This window comes from uncultured Microbulbifer sp. (assembly GCF_913055755.1).
Lineage (GTDB): Bacteria > Pseudomonadota > Gammaproteobacteria > Pseudomonadales > Cellvibrionaceae > Microbulbifer.
Genome location: NZ_CAJXKH010000074.1, coordinates 1 through 19,776, shown reverse-complemented (window position 1 = coordinate 19,776; position 19,776 = coordinate 1). Strand labels below are relative to the sequence as shown.

The window sequence follows — 19,776 nt, the reverse complement described above, 5'->3', positions numbered from 1 at the left end:
GAGCAGCTCGAATACATCATCAACCATGCGGAAGACCAGTATCTGTTTGTGGATGTGATGTTTGTGCCAATACTGGAAAAACTCGTCGAGAAGATACCGCGGGTAAAAGGCTTCGTGGTGCTGACCGACGAGGCGCATATGCCGGAATACTCGCGGCTCCCCAATCTGATCTGCTATGAATCCCTCATTGCGGACGAAAGTGACGAATTCGACTGGCCGGAGCTCGAGGAAAATACCGCAAGCTCCCTGTGCTATACCTCCGGCACCACCGGCAATCCGAAGGGCGTTCTGTACTCCCATCGCTCCACCGTGCTGCACTGCTACGGATCCTGCCTGCCCGATGCCTTTGGCCTGTCCGGGCGCGATGTGGTGATGCCCATTGTTCCCATGTTCCATGTGAACGGCTGGGGGCTGGTATACAGCGGCCCCATGGTGGGCGCCAAGCTGGTGATGCCCGGCCCCAAGATGGGCGATGGCGAAACCCTGTGCACCCTGATCAATGAGGAAAAAATTACCCTGTCCGCCGGCGTACCCACCGTGTGGCTGGCGCTACTGGGATACCTGGAGAAATCCGGCCAGCAGGTGCCGAGCCTGCAGCGGGTGACTACCGGCGGCGCTGCCTGTCCGCAACCGATCTTCGACAAGTTCCGCGATAAATATGCGGTAGAGGTGCAGCAGGCCTGGGGAATGACAGAGATGAGCCCGCTCGGGACCTACAACACCCTGCGGCCGCATATGGAGAGCTGGAACGAAGGCGAAAAGACGGCGGTGCGCCTGAAGCAGGGCCGCCCGGTGTACGGCGTGGATATGAAAATCGTCGATGAAAACGACGTGGAACTGCCCTGGGACGGTAAAGCCTCGGGGGCGGTCAAGGTGCGCGGCCCCTGGGTGATTCAACGCTATTTCAAGGCCGAAGCCGATGCCTGTGATGCGGGCGGGTGGTTCGAAACCGGCGACGTGGCCACCATCGACGGAAATGGATACATGCAGATCACCGATCGCACCAAGGATGTGATCAAGTCCGGCGGCGAGTGGATTTCCTCCATCGAGCTGGAAAACTGTGCCATGACCCATCCCCAGGTGGCGGAAGCGGCGGTGATTGGCGTCTATCACGAAAAATGGACCGAGCGCCCACTGCTGGTGGTTGTTCCGCGGGAAGGTGAGGCACCGGAGCCAGCCGAATTACTGGCGCATTTCCGCGGCAAGGTGGCCAGCTGGTGGATTCCGGAAGCCTGCGAACTGGTCAGTGAAATTCCCCATACCGCAACCGGCAAGGTGAGCAAGAAGGACCTGCGGGTGCAGTTTGAAGCTTTTGTTTGGCGGTAGCTGTCGCCGCAATTCCGTCAGTCAATCAGTCGGGGCGGCCATCAATGGTCGCCTCGTCGGTTATCCACTCCGCCAATCCGATGTGACTACATTCCTGCGAGCATATAGCCTTTGCCCCATATGGTGCGCACGGTAAGAGCGAGGTTTGTATGGGAATCCATTTTTTTGCGCAGGCGGCTAACCCGTCTGTCTATCGTTCTGTCCAGGCCGTCGTAGGGGCGCCCGAGTGTATTGATAAACAGAAATTCGCGACTGAGAGCCTGTTGAGGATGCGTGGCCAGCATCCACAGAAGTTCGAGTTCGCCCGTGGACAGGGCAAAGGGTCTGTCTCCGACCAGGACAAATTGGTCGTCCCAATCTATCGTGAGGTTGTCTAATTTAATTTTGTTTTTTTTGTTGTTGCGGACACCTTTGTAGTCGTGACCCTCATAGTGCCGCAGGTTTGCGCGTATCCTGGCCAATAGCAGGCGGGGATCCTCTGATTCGGAAATAAAATCATCCACGCCCAGTTCAAAGGCTTGTAGTTGCGACGAGACGTCGTGCAAAGACGATAAGACAAGACAGGGGCCGCTGAAATTGCGGCGGATTTGTTGAATGATTTCTATACCCTGGGCAGGGTCCGCGGTGAAATCAGTCAGCACCAGATCGAACTCGCCGTACCTGAGCACCCGCTCCAGGTTGCCGCCATCGTTCAGATGCCACAGCACGACGCCCAGTTCTCTCAGGGCGTCAATTACGGATTGCGCAAGGCGCAGATCCTGTTCGACTAAGAGTATTCGCTTACCACGCATTTCAAATACTTCCGAATACTACACCGGAGCACGCGGACTGTTAGTCCATCATCCTGCGGTGTTTATATTTGTTCCCTGAATTTTATTAGAGAGAGAAAGTTCGGACTTTCCACGGCGCGACAAAATTTTTTCAATTCACGACAGCCACTTCCAACACGCAGAGATTGCACCCACACGGGACAATTTGAGACAGCTCTGCGGGGTCTCCCGTGATATTCATGTCAGGTTCTGGCCGCAGCCTCGCGGTACAGATTAATAACGATAAGTAATATTCTCTGGAGGTAGTTCTTTGAATATCAAAACCCTTGCGACGGCAATCGCCTCCGCCATCTGCGCCAGCAGTGTGGCGGCGGCGGTCGCAACTCATCCATCGCCCGTACTGCAACAGATCAAGGCGGCCAAACTGGCCGATATGGCGCAAGCCGGCGCCCAGCAGCAAAAGCAAATTTCAACCCTGCCCCAGCATCGCCGCCCTGGCGGTGTGAACCAGCAGATCCGCCCGGCCTCCGGCGAAGACAAGTTCGCCCACGAGCCGGAGCGCAGCGGCGAGGATGTGTACATCATTCGCCTGCAGGACCTGCCGGTAGCGACCTATGACGGCCGTGTGCAAGGCTATGCTGCCACCTCCGAGAGCGTGCTGCGCGCCGAAGTGGAGCAGGGCCTGCTGGCCGTGCCGCGCGGCTCGCGCGGACTGGAAGCAGTCCAGCAGAGCCGCGCGCAAGGCTACAAAAATTATCTGATGGACAAGCAGGAGTCCGTGGTGCAGCAGGCCCGCGCCCTGGGTGTGAAGCGCGCGCCGCGACTGCAGTTCACCGACGCGATCAACGGCTTCACCATGCAGATGACCCAGGCGCAGGCCAAAGAAATGGCCAAGCTGCCGCAGGTGGCCTTTGTGCAGCGCTCCGACACGCTGCAACTGCACACCGACCGCGGTCCGGAATTTATCGGCGCCGACAAGATCTGGAGCGGCGAGACCGCCGTCAGCAGTCTGGAGCAGAAAGGCGAGGGCATGATCGTCGGCATCCTGGATACCGGCATCAACACCGATCACGTATCTTTCGCCGACGTTGGTGACGACGGCTACGACCACACCAACCCCTGGGGCGAAGGCGTCTACGTGGGCGACTGTGCCACCGGTGCATCCGCCTGTAACGACAAGCTGATCGGCGTCTGGAGCTGGCCCTTTATCACCGACACCTATGAAGGTGTGCGCCCGGCCAGCGGTGAGGACTACAACGGCCACGGCAGCCACACCGCCAGTACCACGGCGGGCAACGTGGTACACAATGTGCCCTACCTGGGCGGCACGCCGAGTGTCGGCGACGGCATTCCCACCGGCTTCGAATTCGAGCAGGCATCCGGTGTCGCGCCCCACGCCAACATCATCTCCTATCAGGTCTGTTTCCCGGACCACCGCGGCTGCCCCACCGAGGTGATGCTGAAGGCGGTGGACCAGGCCATCCAGGACGGCGTTGACGTCATCAACTTCTCCATCGGCGGCGGCGACAAGTTCCCCTGGGAAGACGCCACTGCCATGGCCTTCCTGTCCGCGCGCGAAGCGGGTATTTCCATTGCGGCCTCCGCTGGCAACGCCGGTAAGGGCTTCTACACCCTGTCGCACACCGCACCCTGGTACACCGTGGTGGCCGCGAGCACCACTGACCGCGTGATGGAGGTGACCGCCAACAGTATCGAGATGAGCGGCGGCGCCACCAATCCGCCGTCTTTCTGGGTCAGCGAGACAGATCCCAAGAGCGACGATATCGCCGGTTTCTCTCAGGGTAGCGTGACCGGCACACCGGTACTCGCCGCGGACTTCGGCGACGAAATGTGCCTGAACGAGTTCGCCGCCGACACCTTCACCAGCGACCAGATCGTAATCTGTAAGCGCGGCCAGAACGCCCGTGTCGACAAGGCCTTCAACGTGCAGGCCGGCGGCGCCGGCGGCTTTATTCTCTACAACGACTCATACCCCGGTATGACGGCGCCAGAGACAGAAGTCTACGACGATATCTACCCGCTGCCGGGTCTGCATATCAAAAACTATCCGGGCACCAAACTGGTGAACTGGGTCAACGATGGCGGCAGCGATCACAGTGTCACCATCAGCGGCGGCAGCATTAGCCGCACCCTAGACGAGAGCGCCGGCGATATGCTCGCGGACTTCTCCTCCCGCGGCCCGGCCACCCACTTCACCGGCAGCCTGGCACCGCATATCAGTGCACCTGGTGTGAACATTCTCGCGGCCTACGCCGACGAGCAGCCGTTCACCGGCGGTCTCGCCAAAGACTGGACGATGATCAGCGGTACCTCCATGGCCAGCCCGCATGTGGCCGGTGCCCTGACCCTGTTGCGCCAGGCGCATCCGGACTGGACCGCGGCCGAAGTGCAATCCGCACTGCTGATGACCGCGGCACAGACGGTGCGCGAACCCATCGATGCGTATAACGACCCGCGCCCGGCCCATACCTACCGCGCCGGCGCCGGCCGCGTAGATGTGGCTGCCGCGGTGGATGCCGGTCTGGTGATGGACGAGACCGCAGCCAACTTCGAGTTTGCCAACCCGAAAAACGGCGGCGACGTGAAGCAGCTGAACCTGCCGCAGCTGGTGGACAACAACTGCCGCCGCAACTGTTCCTGGGTGCGCACCGTGCGCGCTACCCGCAAAGGTAGCTGGACAGTGAGCAACGGCGACTGGACCTACGATGTGTGGAGTGCCGGCGAGGGCGAGAAGCCGATGCAGGGCGCCAAGATCGAGGCCTTTCCGGCGAGCTTCAGCCTGGAAGCTGGCGAGACCCAGACCATCGTGTTCCGCGCGGATCTCACCGACGTGCAGTGGGAGTGGAACGGCGTACTCGACGTCGAGGATCAGCCGGAAGTGGAGCTGTGGAGCGAAGTGCGCTTCAAGGCCAGCGACGCCAGCATCCCCGATGCGCACTGGCCGGTATCCATCAACTTCGATCGCGCCGGCCTGCCGAGCATGGTCAACGTTGAAGTACACCGCGACAACGGCAGCTACCACGTGAACGACCTGCCGCTGCCGGCGATGAACAGCATCGCCTACCGCGGCTACACCCCGGTAAAAGCGGAAGTAGAGGAAGTTACCCTGCCCCAGGACAACAACCACTACCCAGTTTACATGGACGGGGACCACAATCCGGGCCACACGCGCGTGACCATGCTCGAGGTGCCGGAAAACACCGCACGCCTGGTCGTCGAAGTACTGGAAAACATCAGTGGACCGGGCTGGAACGAGGCCAAGCGACGCTACCTCGACGGATGGGCCACCGTGTTCATCGGTCGCGATGCGGACGCTGATGGTGAAGTGGATATGGACACCGAGCTGCTGTGCGCCTCCTCCACCCAGATCGAGCTCAACTACTGCAGCATCACCAATCCGGATGCGGGCAGCTACTGGGTGATGGTCGAAAACGTGCGCATGAAGGCCGCAGACAACACCGAGTACGAAGGCTTCGAGCTGGTGGATACCTACAAGGTTGCCACCGCGGTAGTGCCGGCCAATGTGGGCGGCCTGCAGGTCGAGGGACCGGCGAGCAGCGACGGCAGCAAGGCCGTGGGCGTGGACCTGAACTGGACCCTGAGCGGCCTTGAGGAAGGTGACGTCGCCTACGCCGGCTTCGATATCGGTACCTCCAACGCACCGGGCAGCCACGGTTTCGTGCCGGTCAAACTGACCCGCGGCGTCGACGATGTCAGTCTCACCGCCAGCCAGACCCAGGCCATCGGTGGCGACATCATTGATGTCTCCGTGCATGTGCTGGAAAACGTCTCCGGCCTGGATCGTGAGATCGATCTGATCAGCCAGCTGCCGGAAGGCCTGACCCTGGTGGAAGGCTCGGTGAAGATCAACAGCCCGCAGATGCGCGACAATCTCACCGTGGATGGCAACATCATCCGTGTGAACGGCGTGCAGGAAAATTCCGGCGACTGGAAACCCGATTACAAGATCACTACCAGTGAAACCGACCAGATGTGTCGCACGCCCAACTACGGTGGCGGCAGCAGCGGCGGCTTTATCGGTCTGTTCCAGAACTACGGTTTCATGCCGGAACTGGGCGGTGTTGCCACTGACGTTGTAAATCCGGAATTCCGGATTCAGTTGAGCCGCTTCTGGGGGGAAAACGCGAGTATCAATCTGTTTAACAACAAGGAATACCGCTCCTATCCTGCGTTGGTGCTGTCACCCCAGGGCTATGTCGCGCTGGAGGCCCAGTACAATAGCTCGGCGCATATCTCGCATTGGGAATTCCCCTACTACTCCGCTCCCTATACGCCCTTTATCGGCGCATTCTGGAAGGGTACGGTGAACTCTCAGAGCTGGTTCGGTGCCAACGTCGACGCTCTCGGCACGCCGCTGAACCAGATCTACGACAAGGCCGAAGGGTCCGGTATCGCGCTGGCCTGGGCCAAGGACCCGGAAAATAATATCAACGATATTATTATCGAGTGGGTCAACGCCCGTACCCAGAACCTCGATGTCGGCTGGACTGGCGGCACCCTGAACAGCGAGAAGTCTGACCGTTACAACTTCAACCTGATCGTGCATGAAGGCTACCGTTACGGCGAGGGTGAATTCGAGTTCACCATGGCCTACGGCGACCTGGATTTTGCCGGCGAGCCCGGTGGCGGTTCTATCGGCCTGCACGGCCACTATGGCCCGCTGGATGTCCAGGGCTATCCGTTCTACTTCAAGCAGGAAGTCGGCAAGAGCTTTGCCTACAACGACCTGGACAGCAAACTGAAGAAAGATCTCGTGGTCTGCTACGACTACGTGGGTCCGGAATCCACCCAGTTTGACATGAGCTTCCAGGTGCGCGTGGCGGAAACCGCTGCCGGGCAGGATCTGGAACTGGCCTTCGTGAGCGATATCGACGGTATGGCCCAGGAAGTGAAGACCCAGATCATCGTGGTGCCGAGCAACCTGACTCTGGTCGAGATCGCCGACCAGACCGTGGATGAAAACGCCACTCTGGAAGGTCTTGAGGTGATCTACATCGACAAGGACCAGGCGCCCAACCTGATCTCCGTCAGTGGCGAGCACATCACCGCTTCAATATCGGGCCACACCTCCGGTTCCGCCATCAGCATCACCCCGGAAGCCAACTGGTATGGCCAGACCGAAGTGACGGTAACGGTAGCCGACGAACAGGTTCCCGCCGACAAGGCGAGCCAGACCTTTGTGCTGACGGTGAACTCCGATGGTGAGGAACCGGGCTGTACCGATATCGACGCCGATAATTACGACGAGAGCGCAACGTCGGACGACGGCAGCTGTGTCTATCCGGAACCCGAGCCGCAGCCGGAACCGGAAGAACCGAAGAAGAAAAAATCCGGCGGTTCTACCGGAACCTGGATGCTCGGCCTGCTGATTTTGCTGGGCCTGGGCCGCCGCTTCCGGCTGACCGCTCACAAATAATAAAGGTGCTACTAGCGCAATTTATCTGAGAATCCATCTGTAACGGCGAACCTGGTGTTCGCCCGCTTGAGCCCCGGCCGCAAGGCCGGGGCTTTTTATTTATGGCTACAGCGAATGTTTCAAACCTGATTGTTTCGTTACGCGTCATCTTTTTGACTCTCCATCCCTTCCATGTCGGACAAATTGGGACAGAAGTTTTCCATTTCCCATGATATCAAAACGGACGCTGTGCGCTGCCATGCGCCCAGTAGCACAAAAATAATGAACACACCAAGGAAGTAATAAATTGAAAATAAAGACCTTAGCGACGGTGATCGCGTCCGCCATCTGCGCCAGCAGTGTGACGGCAGCGGTCACCACTCATCCATCGCCTGTGCTGCAACAGATCAAGGCCGCAAAACTGGCCGGTATGGCGCAAGCGGGCACCCAGCAGCAACCGCAAAATTCAGCCATTCCCCAGCAGCGCCGCCCCGGCGCGCTCAATCAGCAGATTCGCCCAGCCTCCAGCGACGACAAGTTCGCCCACGAGCCGGAGCGCAGTGGAGAAGATGTCTACATCATCCGCCTGCAGGACCTGCCGGTAGCCACCTACGACGGACGAGTCAAGGGCTACGCCGCCACCGCCAAGAGCGTACTGCGCGACGAAGCGGAGCAGGGCCTGCTGGCCATGCCGCGCGGCCCCCGCGGACTGGAAACAGTCCAACAGAACCGCGCCGTCGGCTATAAGAATTACCTGATGGATAAGCAGCAGGCGGTGGTACAGGAAGCCCGCGCCCTGGGCGTGAAGCGCGCACCGCGACTGCAGTTCACCGACGCCATCAACGGCTTCACCATGAAGATGAGCCAGGCGCAGGCGAAGGAGCTGGCGAAGCTGCCACAGGTGGCCTTTGTGCAGCGCTCCGACATGCTGCAGCTTCATACCGATCGCGGTCCGGAATTTATCGGCGCTGACAAGATCTGGAGCGGCGAGACCGCAGCCAGCAGCCTGGAGCAGAAAGGGGAGGGCATGATCGTCGGTATCCTGGATACCGGTGTCAACACCGATCACATTTCCTTCGCCGACATCGGTGACGATGGCTACGACCACAGCAACCCCTGGGGCGAAGGTGTCTACGTGGGTGACTGCGCCACCGGCGCGGCTACCTGTAACGACAAGCTGATCGGCGTCTGGAGCTGGCCGTTTATTACCGACACCTTCGAGGGTGTGCGCCCGCCCAGCGGCGAGGACTACAACGGCCACGGCAGCCACACTGCCAGTACCGCCGCGGGCAACGTGGTGCACAATGTGCCCTACCTGGGTGGCTACCCGGGCGACGGCGACGGCATTCCCAGCGGCTTCGAATTCGAGCAGGCCTCCGGTGTCGCGCCTCACGCCAATATCGTTTCCTACCAGGTCTGCTTCCCGGCCAATGGCGGTTGCCCGACCGAGGTGATGTTGAAAGCGGTAGACCAGGCTATCCAGGACGGCGTTGACGTCATCAACTTCTCCATCGGCGGCGGCGACCGCTTCCCGTGGGAAGACGCCACCGCGCTGGCTTTCCTGTCCGCGCGCGAAGCGGGTATTTCCGTGTCAGCTTCCGCCGGCAACGCCGGTAAGGGTTTCTACACCCTGTCCCACACCGCACCCTGGTACACCTCGGTTGCCGCGAGCACCACCGACCGCGTGATGGAAATCACCGGTAACACGATCGAGATGAGTGGCGGCGCCACTACTCCGCCGACCTTCTACACCAACGACAAGGCCGGCTTCTCTGAGGGTAGCGTGACCGGCACACCGGTCATCGCCGCAGACTACGGCGATGCACAGTGCCTGAACGAGTTCGCCCCGGACACCTTCACCAGCGACCAGATCGTAATCTGTGAGCGCGGTGAAAACGCCCGCGTGGCCAAGGGTTTCAATGTGCAGGCCGGCGGCGCCGGCGGCATCATCGTCTACAACCAAGCCTACTACAGCGGCATAACGAAGGCAGAGACGGAGGTGTTCAACGATATCTATCCACTGCCGGCTCTGCATATCAAGAACTCCCCGGGCAACCGGTTGCTGAACTGGGTCAACGACGGCGGCACCGATCACAGCATCACCATCAGCGGCGGCAGCATTAGCCGCACTCTTGATGAAAGCGCCGGCGACATGCTCGCGGAATTCTCCTCCCGCGGCCCGGCCCAGCACTTCACTGGCAGCCTGGCTCCGCATCTCAGCGCGCCCGGTGTGGGTATTCTCGCGGCCTACGCCGACGAGCACCCCTTCTCGGAATCCCTGTCCCAGGACTGGGGGATGCTGAACGGCACTTCCATGGCCAGCCCCCATGTGGCCGGCGCCATGACCCTGGTGCGCCAGGCGCATCCAGACTGGACCGCCGCTGAGGTGCAGTCCGCGCTGCTGATGACCGCGTCCCAGACAGTGCTCGAAGAAATCAACGAGTGGAACGACCCGCGCCCGGCGCACACCTACCGCGCCGGTGCCGGCCGTGTAGACGTGGCCGCCGCGGTGGATGCCGGCCTGGTGATGGACGAGACCGCGGCCAACTTCGAGTTCGCCAACCCGCGAAACGGCGGCGACGTACGGCAGCTGAACCTGCCGCAGCTGGCCGACAACAATTGCCGCAGAAACTGCTCCTGGGTTCGTACCGTGCGCGCCACCCGCGATGGCAGCTGGACCGTGAGCAATGGCGACTGGACCTACGATGTGTGGAATACCGGCGAGGGCGAGATGCCGGTGGCGGGTGCCAAGATCGAGGCCTTCCCGGCGAGCTTCGAGCTGAAGGCGGGCGAGACCCAGACCATCGTGTTCCGCGCCGACCTGACCGACATGCAGTTCGAGAACAACACCATGCTCGGCGGTGTGGACAATCTGGAGCAGATGGAACTGTGGAGCCAGGTGCGCTTCGAGTCCACCGACGCTTCTATCCCCGACGCACACTGGCCGGTGTCGATCAACTTCGACCGCAGCGGCCTGCCCACCATGGTGAACATTGAGGCGCACCGCGACAACGGCAGCTACCATCTCAAGGATCTGCCGCTGCCGGCGATGAACAGCATCGCCTACCGCGGCTTCACCCCGGTGAAGGCGATGGTTGAGGACGTGACCCTGCCCCAGGATGAAAACCACTTCCCGATTCGCATGGACGGCGACTACGAACCGGGCCACGCCCGCGTGACCCTGCATGACGTGCCGGCAAACACCGCGCGCTTTGTGGTCGAGGTCCTGGAGCGTGCGGCCGGGCCGGGCTGGCACGAGGAAAGTGAACGCTATCTGGACGGCTGGGCGACGATCTATATCGGCCGCGATGCGGACGGTGACGGCGAAGCGGACATCGATACCGAACTGCTGTGCGCCTCCACCACCAATATCCAGCTCAACTACTGCAGCATCACCAACCCGGATGCGGGCAGCTACTGGGTGATGGTCGAAAACGCGCGCATGTGGGCCCGTGACTACACGGAGTATGAAGGTGCCGAGCTGGTGGATACCTACAAGGTAGCCACTGCCATAGTGCCGGAAAGCTTCGGCGGCCTGCAGATCGAGGGACCGGCGAGCACCGACGGCAGCGAGGCCGTGAACCTGGACCTGAACTGGACCCTGAGTGGCCTGGAGGAAGGTGACGTCGCCTACACCGGCTTCGATATCGGTACCAGCAACGCACCGGGCAGCCTCGGCTTCGTGCCGGTCAAACTGACCCGCAGCGTCGACGATGTCAGCCTCGCCACCAGCCAGACCCAGGCCGTGGGCGGCGATATCATCGATGTCTCCGTGCATGTACTGGAAAACAACTCTGGTATCGACCGCGAGATCGATCTGATCGGCCAGCTGCCAGAGGGCCTGACCCTGGTGAAAGACTCGGTGAAGATCAACAACCCGCTGATGCGCGACAAGCTCACCGTGGATGGCAACATGATCCGCGTGAACGGCGTGCAGGAAAACTCCCAGGACTGGGCGCGGGATTACGTGATCACCACCAATGAAACCGACCAGATGTGTCGCACGCCCACTTACGGCGGCCCCAACGATGGTGGCTTTGTCGGCCTGTTCCAGAACTACAACATAGTGCCGGACATGGGCGGTAGTGCGACCGAGTGGGTGAACCCGGAGTTCCGCGTTCCGCTGAGCCGCTTCTGGGGTGAAAACGCCGGCATGAACCTGTACCACAACGAGGATTACCATGCCTCCCCGTGGCTGGTGGTGTCGCCCCAGGGCTTTGCCGCACTGGAGTACTCCTGGGATCCCTCAGCGCACCTCGCGCACCAGAAGTTCCCCTACTACTCCGACCCCTATACGCCCTTCATCGGCGTATTCTGGAGAGGTATCGTGAACAATCAAAGCTGGTTCGGCGCCGACGTTGACGCCCTCGGCACACCGCTGAACCAGACGTACGACAAGACCGAAGGTTCCGGTATTGCGATGGCCTGGGCCAAGGATCCGGCAAATAATATCGACGATATTATTATCGAGTGGGTCAACGCCCGTACCCAGAACCTGGATGTCGGTTGGTCCGGCGGCAGTGTGATGAGCGAGAAGGCGGACCGCTACAACTTCGACCTGATCGTGCACCGGGGTTACCGCTACGGCGAGGGTGAATTCGAGTTCACCATGGCCTACGGCGACCTGGACTTTGCCGGTGAATCCGGTGCCGGCTCTGTCGGCTTGCACGGTAACTATGGCCCGCTGGATATCTTCGGCTACCCCTACTACTTCAACCTGGAGAAGGGCAAGAGCTTCGCCTACAACGACCTGGATACCAAGCTGAAGAAGGATCTCGTGGTGTGCTACGACTACGTGGGCCCGGAATCCACCCAGTTTGATATGAGCTTCCAGGTGCGTGTGGCGGAAACCGCTGCCGGACAGGATCTGGAACTGGCCTTCGTGAGCGATATCGACGGTATGGCCCAGGAAGTGAAGACTCAGATCATTGTGGTGCCGGGCAACCTCACCATGGTCGCGATCGCCGACCAGACCACTGCGGAAAACACCCCCGCGGAAGTCGAGGTGGTCTACATCGATAAGGACCAGGCACCCAACCTGATCTCCGTCAGCGGCGAGCACATCTCCGCAACGGTATCCGGTCACGCTTCCGGTTCTATCATCACCATCACCCCGGAAACCAACTGGTATGGCGAGACGGAAGTGACGGTAACGGTTGCCGACGAGCAGGCACCTGCCGACAAGGTCAGCCAGTCGTTCATGATGACGGTGGAGTCCGATGGTGAGGAACCGGGCTGTACTGATATCAACGCCGACAATTACGACAAGAACGCAACGTCGGATGACGGCAGCTGTGTCTATCCGGAACCCGAGCCGCAGCCGGAACCTGAAGAGCCGAAGAAGAAAAAGTCCGGCGGTTCTACCGGAACCTGGATGCTCGGCCTGCTGATTCTGCTGGGTCTGGGTCGCCGCTTCCGGTTGACCGCGTATAAATGATAAAGGTGCAACTGGCCCAGTTTATCTGAGAATCCATCTGTAACGGCGAACCTGGCGTTCGCCCGCTTGAGCCCCGGCCGCAAGACCGGGGCTATTTTGTTTCAAAAACCCTCTAAAAAATCTTTCCCGGATTCTGTGAATCTATATCAGGCAGGATTTTTTTCTGCGCCCATTTTCATACAAATTATTCTTCCCGGAAACTTTTGTCGCCCCTTTACAGTAACAAGGGCATTGCGTGTGCGGCGGGACTCCTGTCGATGCAGGCACGCCAGTATTTTTCTGAAATTAAAAAATCAGAAGATTTCCGAAAATAGATAAAACAATATCCAAAAAATTAGGGTCATTTTGATGAAGTATAAAAACCCGATATTCAAGCGAAGTATGATCGCAACGCTGACGGCGCTCTATGTCGGTGGTGCGCTCTCGGCTTCGACTCCAGGGGTTAACTCCGGTTCAACATTCCACCAGCCAACATTTACCACCGAAGAGCTCGAAGCCCTGCAGGTACAGCGCGCAGCGGTGCTCGAGGGCGATATTTATATTGGTGGCAAGGGCAAGCCCAACCGCCACAAGGCCGTCACCCCGGGGGAGATTTTCCAGCCGCAACCGGGCGTTACCGGCAGGCAGCTGTACATCGTGCAGCTGGAAGATAAACCGGTTGCAACCTACGACGGCGGTGTTGATGGGTACGCTTCTACCAAGGCCACGAAAAATCGTTCGGTGATGGTGCGCGATCGGGTGCTGATGAACAGCGCTCCGGTAAAGGCATACAGCCAGCACCTGCTGGAGCGCCAGTCGACGCTGGTGCACAAGTCGCAGAGTGCCGGCGCCAATATCGCGGTCAAACGCAACTTCACCCTGGCCAACAATGCGATGGTAGTGGAGATGTCCCAGCGCGACGCCGAGATCATGGCGCGTCAGCCCGGGGTGAAACGCATCACTCCCAACCGGATTTTCCAGCTGAACACCGACCGCGGCCCGGAATTCATCGGCGCGGACAAACTCTGGGATGGCAGCGGCAGCCCGTCCGGCGTCAGCGCCAAGGGTGAAGGCATGGTCGTCGGTATTGTCGATACCGGCATCAACACCGATCACCCGGCGTTTGCCGGTGAGGGCTTCGACGCTGCGGGCAACCCGCTCGGCAACGGCGTCTACGCCGGTGACTGCGCCAGCGATGCCAGCCTGTGTAACGACAAACTGATCGGCGTTTTCTCCTATCCCGAGATCACCGATGTCTACAGTGCACCGGAGTTCCAGGAAAGACCCTGGGATACCAACATGATTCGCCCCGCCAACGGCGAGGACTACCACGGTCACGGCTCCCACACCGCCAGTACCGTCGCCGGCAACCGCATCGAAAATACCCCGCTGCAGGGTTTCGACGGCTCGGCCACCAGCGACGGCATCGACCAGGGCTTTAACTTCCCATCCACCTCCGGTGTGGCCCCGGAAGCGCGCATCATGGCATTCCAGGTGTGCTGGCCGGGCAACGGTGGCGACCCCTATGCGGGATGCCCCGAATCCGCGCTGCTGTCCGCATTTGAAGACGCCATCGCCAGCGGCGTGGTGGACGTGATCAACTTCTCCATCGGCGGAGCGGAAAACTTCCCCTGGAACGACCCGATGGAACTGGCCTTCCTGTCTGCGCGGGAAGCGGGTATCTCGGTGGCCGCGGCGGCGGGTAACTCCGGCCCCAGCTACTACAGTGCCGACAACGTGGCACCCTGGGTGACCACCGTGGGCGCCTCCACCCATGACCGGGTACTGAGCGCCGGCGACAAGACCCTGTCCGGATTCGAGGGCAGTGGTTACATGCCCTACACGGAAATTCCCGGCAAGAGCTTCAGCGGCAGTCTCACCGGTGAAGTGGTACTGGCGGAGAACTACGCAGACCCGGATACCGGTGATGCATATTCTGCGGGCACCTGTAATGTGCCTTTCCCGGCGGGCACCTTCACCGCGGACCAGATCGTCGTCTGTGAGCGCGGCGATATCGCCCGTGTGACAAAGGCCGAGAATGTCGCCGCCGGCGGCGCCGGTGGCTTTATCCTGCAGAACCTGTCCTCCAGCGAAAGCGTGGTTGCGGACAGCTATGTGATCCCGGGTATCCACGTGGAGTCGCGCTACCGCTATACACTCAGAAGCTGGGTAAACGGCAGCGCCGGTACTGCCCGTGCCACCATCAGCGATTTCACCAACACCTACGAGTTCGTCGAAGAGGAAGGTAACAACCTGGCGATCTTCAGCTCCATGGGGCCGAGCCGCACCAACGACACCCTGGTGCCGGACCTGACCGCGCCGGGTGTGCAAATCTATGCGGCCAACGCCGACGACCAGCCGTTTACCGCCTTCCCGGCGGCCTCCGACTGGACCTTCATGAGCGGCACCTCCATGGCCGCGCCGCACACTGCCGGCGCCATGACGCTGCTGAAGCAGCTGCACCCGGAGTGGACCCCGGCAGAAATCCAGTCGGCGCTGATGCTGACCGCGGGCCCTGTGTATCTGAAGTCCGGGTCTTACCGCTTCGAGCCCTACACCCACTTCCAGGTGGGCGCCGGTGCTATCAATGTGGAGCGCGCGGCCAACACCGGCCTGGTCATGGACGAGTCGATCGAAAATTACCTGGACGCCAATCCGCGCAATGGTGGCATCGCCAGTCAGGTAAACCTGGCTTCCATGGCGAATTCCGACTGTGAGGGCAGCTGCACCTGGCTGCGCACCGTCACCGCCACCAAAGACGGTGTGTGGAACGCCACCGGCGTCGGTAAGCAGGCGGGCGTGGAGATCGAGGTCACCCCGAGCAGCTTCAGCCTCAAGGCCGGAGAGACGCAGTCGCTCGTGGTGCGCGCCACGCTGCCGGCACCGCTGGAGCACAAGGTGGAGCCGGAGGATCCGTCCGATCCCTGGGATGTGGTGAAGAACAACTTCACCTACTTCGACGGTACGGTTGTACTGACCGAGGTCAACGGCAATTCTCCGGAGCTGCATATGCCGGTAGTCGCGGCCAATGTGCACGACGAGCTGCCGCTGTCGGTGGACATCGATGCGAGCCGCGACCAGGGTTCCGAAACCCTGATGGTCGACACCGGTGATTACAGCCAGCTGACGCCGCGCTACTACGGCCTGGTTAAGCCGGAAATCAGCAGCGCAACTCTGGATTATGTGTCCGCATTCCTCTCGCTGGAAAACATCGATAAAGGGTGGAGCATTCAGACCGTGGAGGTGCCGGAAAATACCGTGCGCTTTGTGGCTGAGTCCCTGTCCGCCGAGACCACCAGCACCGAAGAGAACATGAATCCGCGCTACTTTGTGGATCACCCGTTCATCATCGTGGGCCGGGACCTGAACGGCAATGGCGGTTTCATTCCCTCAGCGAGTGAAATGGAAGCGGATCCCTATGCGCTGTCCAGTGAATATCACCGCGAGGCCGTGTGCGTATCCACCAGCCAGTCTGAACACAACTTCTGTAACTTCCAGAATCCGGAAGCCGGTACCTACTGGGTCGCTACCGTCAACACTGGCAACCGCGAAGTGGTAGCCGAAACCGGGGTGGCGATACTGGGACCCAATTCCGACCAGGGCAACCTGTCGGTTTCCGGCCCCGCTTCCCACGACGGCAACGGCGAGTACCCGCTGACCATCAGCTGGAACCTGCCGGAATCCGCGCAGGGCGAAAAGTTCTACGGCGGTTTCGACCTGGGCAATATGCCCGGTGCCGAAGGCACGCTCGGCTTCACCTCGGTGAACGTTACTCGCGGCGAGGATGCCGTGCAGTGGAGCGTCAGCCAGGAGAAGGCGCGCGCGCTGGATGTCATCGACTTCAAGGTAAAAGTTCGGCCGAACCTGGAGAGCGACGACCGCAACTACGACCTGAAAATCGACCTGCCGGAAGGCATGCGCCTGCTGGGCGAAAGCATCCGCGCCAACACCGAGGAACTCCAGGACGCTATCCAGTGGGATGACCGCAGCCTGTCCCTCGCCGGCCAGCAGCTGTCCACGCGCAATATCAAGCGCGAGTACGTGATGACCAGCAACGTCGAAGATCAGATGTGTCACACACCGCTGATCGACGAGTACTCCACTGGTGGCTACATCGACCTCAAGGGCGATTTCGGCATGCAGCCAAATGCGGAGTGGCTTGCGGGTGATTACCGGGTCAACTACGACGTGCCGATCTGGTGGCTGTTCGCCAACGAAAACGCGGATTTCAAGGTCTATAACCAGCCCAACGCCGGCTATGTGCGCATGCATACCGTGGGCGCGCTGCAGTTCAACACCTTCTGGTGGCAGATGAGCTTCCACCGCGGCCCCGGCTTCCTGTACGAAGCCCTGGCACCGTTCTGGCGCGGTTCCTTCGAAATGAAGTACCGCCGTCATTACGAAGACCCGTGGGGCCTGACCATTGCCTCCCAGTACGCCTCCGAGCGCCCGGACCTCGGCGATCTGCTGTTCCTGGAATACGACAACGTCACCGATAAAAACACCGGCGACGAATACGACTTCCAGGCAATTCTGCGCAGCGGTATCGACGATCGCGAAGGCCGCTTCGAAATCATCTACGCCTACGACAACCTGGGTGCCAACCTGGCCGATGGTGTGGTGATGACCGAAGGCTTCGACAGTGCCATGTCCAACCGCGCCGGTCCCAAGAACGGCATGCTCTACACGGTGGCCGGTTTCGACAACCTGGACCAGAAACTGAGTGACGACCTGGTGCTGTGCTTCGACTATGTGGGCCCGGAGCAGAGCCTGGTGGAAGTCACCTTCCAGGCACTGGTGCAGCCCGCGGCTACCGGCTCGGAGCTGGAACTGACCTTCACCCACGATCTGCAGGGTGAGCCGCAGAAAACCGAGGTGCACAACATCGCGGTGAACGGCAATATCCAGCTGGCGGAAATCGAAGATATGAGCGTGGCGGAGAACGGTCGTATCGACGGCATCGCAGTGACCTATGTGGACGCCAACGAGGTACCCAACACGGTGGTCGTGAGCGGTGAGCATGTTTCTGCCGAGGTTAACGGTGACAGCTTCAACCTGATCCCGGAAGCCAACTTCCACGGCGAAACGCTGGTCACGGTAACCGTGCAGGACAATGAGTACTCCAGCGACGCGGCTTCCACCAGCTTTATGCTGACGGTGGTGTCCGATGGCGAAGAGCCCGGTTGTACGGATTCCAATGCGGACAATTACGACGAAAATGCCACCACGGACGACGGCAGCTGTACTTATCCACAGCCCGAACCGCAGCCGGAACCTGAAGAACCCAAGAAGAAAAAATCCGGTGGTTCCAGCGGAACCGTGATGCTTGGTTTGTTGATGGTATTGGGCCTGGTCCGCCGCTTCCGAGTGATGCGCAAGCAACACTGAACAGCACGCCCTTTGGGCATTGACTGAAGACGCAGCCAGGTATGCGTCTGATCCAGCCCCGGCCGCAAGGCCGGGGCTTTTTTATGTGTGCTGTCTGGCGGCCATCCGCCCCGGGAAACTTCACCGGGACAGCTTCCGATCCCGCCACCGCTGCAGTAGATACACGGCCACCGTGGCGTACACCGCCACCAGCAGGAACAGCGTCATGCGCACCAGAAATGCCCGGTACACATCGTTGCCGAGGGCGCTGTCCTGCACTGCGGCCCCCAGCAGTATCAGCATGTTCATCAGGGTGTTGCTCCAGAAACCGGGGGAGAGGGGGTTGCGGATCACCTGATAACAGCCCGCGGCAACCAGCAGGCTCACCAGCAGTACCCATGCACTGAAAAACCACAGCTCCACCGCGAGCCCCAGGCAACACCACACCAGTACCGCACACAGGCCGCCGAGAAACGTGGAGCCCACCAGTTCCAAAGCGGCATCCCGCAGTTGCAGCTCACTGGCCTCGCGCCCGAGGAGAATGCTCTTTACCAGAAACGGCAGGTTGGTGGCGGGATTGGTGAGGGTGAAGGCAAATGCCGGCAGCACGATCAGGGTGGCGCGCAGGGACAGCCAGTTGTCTTCCGCCGGTGGCGGAACTGGCGGCGCTGGGCGTTGCGGTGCGGGATCTTCGGGAAATAGCGGGTACACCAGCCACAGGCAGATAATCGCTACTGCCATGCCGAGCACCAGCGCTTCCCGCAGGGCCGACGCGAGCGCCGAACTGGCCACGTCCGCGGCGGGAATCACCGCAAACCCCAGCGCCAGCAGGGTTCCCGGCAGTGCCTTGCCACCGCTGATCGCCAGGCGGTAGCTGAAGAATACTCCCACGGCAATGATCAGTAGCGCGCTAAACGGGGCCTGTTGTAGCAGTGGGCCGATCAAAATGCCCACGCCCAGGGCCGCGGCCAGAAACAGCACCAGCCCGAGGGCGGCGCGGGCGCCGGGCGGTGGTGCCGGCACCGCTGCCACCAGTACCGCGAATACCGGCGCTACAAAGGGAATGCCGATGTCGAGGCCATAGCAGAGCGCCAGCGACAATGCGGTGGTAAAGGCGAGGCGAAAGCAGCGCCGTGCGGCCAGGGGCATAGGCGCTTTGTCTCGGGGGTGCACTCGTATCACGTGGCGTCCAGTCCTTTTGCTCATCCTTTTTCTGAGCGGCGGCCCCAGCGGATTTGATATCCGTGCGACTACTCTTTAGCTAAGACCATATTCGTGTAATCACGTTGTACGGTATGCCCCTGGTCGGCACACGGCTACCTGTGTCGTTAATTGGGTGCTGCTGACGTGAGATTGGAAGTGAGACCCAGCATGGCCAAATCGCCAATGTCTTTTCTGCGCGCGGAACTAGCGGAAACTCCCACCAACGCGCAGCGACTGTTCCTGCTCTATTACAACGG

General features: G+C 60.6%; 6 protein-coding genes. 4 read left to right on the top strand and 2 right to left on the bottom strand.

Annotated elements, in window-relative coordinates; genetic code table 11:
- Positions 1-1,326, top strand: a 1,326-nt coding sequence (locus QZ511_RS12465) for a long-chain fatty acid--CoA ligase (RefSeq protein ID WP_295802838.1), incomplete at its 5' end; no start/stop codon positions are given.
- An 86-nt stretch (positions 1,327-1,412) separates the two neighbouring features.
- Here QZ511_RS12465 and QZ511_RS12460 read toward each other — a convergent pair.
- Positions 1,413-2,117 (bottom strand): response regulator transcription factor, encoded by a 705-nt coding sequence (locus QZ511_RS12460; protein ID WP_295802837.1) that lies wholly within the window; start codon positions 2,115-2,117, stop codon positions 1,413-1,415.
- A gap of 289 nt (positions 2,118-2,406) precedes the next feature.
- On the opposite strand from QZ511_RS12460, the gene QZ511_RS12455 reads away from it, so the two are divergent.
- From QZ511_RS12455 to QZ511_RS12445, 3 genes are all read left to right on the top strand, one after another.
- Entirely contained in the window at positions 2,407-7,554 is a 5,148-nt protein-coding gene (locus QZ511_RS12455; protein WP_295802836.1) for a S8 family serine peptidase, read from the top strand.
- 286 nt (positions 7,555-7,840) lie between these two features.
- The gene (locus tag QZ511_RS12450; protein WP_295802835.1) at positions 7,841-12,970 is read left to right on the top strand and encodes a S8 family serine peptidase; all 5,130 of its coding nucleotides are present in this window, start codon (positions 7,841-7,843) and stop codon (positions 12,968-12,970) included.
- 381 nt (positions 12,971-13,351) lie between these two features.
- The gene (locus QZ511_RS12445; protein ID WP_295802834.1) at positions 13,352-18,337 is read left to right on the top strand and encodes a S8 family serine peptidase; all 4,986 of its coding nucleotides are present in this window, start codon (positions 13,352-13,354) and stop codon (positions 18,335-18,337) included.
- A 120-nt stretch (positions 18,338-18,457) separates the two neighbouring features.
- Here QZ511_RS12445 and QZ511_RS12440 read toward each other — a convergent pair whose 3' ends face one another.
- A complete protein-coding gene (locus tag QZ511_RS12440; RefSeq protein ID WP_295802833.1) occupies positions 18,458-19,465 on the bottom strand; it encodes a DUF2955 domain-containing protein in 1,008 nt (335 codons plus the stop codon).
- Between the last annotated feature and the right edge of the window lie 311 nt (positions 19,466-19,776).

Bases quoted from the DNA above. Each gene is read 5' to 3' on its own strand.
- QZ511_RS12460 (WP_295802837.1), bottom strand. From the start codon at position 2,117: ATGCGTGGTAAGCGAATACTCTTAGTCGAACAGGATCTGCGCCTTGCG.
- QZ511_RS12445 (WP_295802834.1), top strand. From the start codon at position 13,352: ATGATCGCAACGCTGACGGCGCTCTATGTCGGTGGTGCGCTCTCGGCT.
- QZ511_RS12440 (WP_295802833.1), bottom strand. From the start codon at position 19,465: ATGCCCCTGGCCGCACGGCGCTGCTTTCGCCTCGCCTTTACCACCGCA.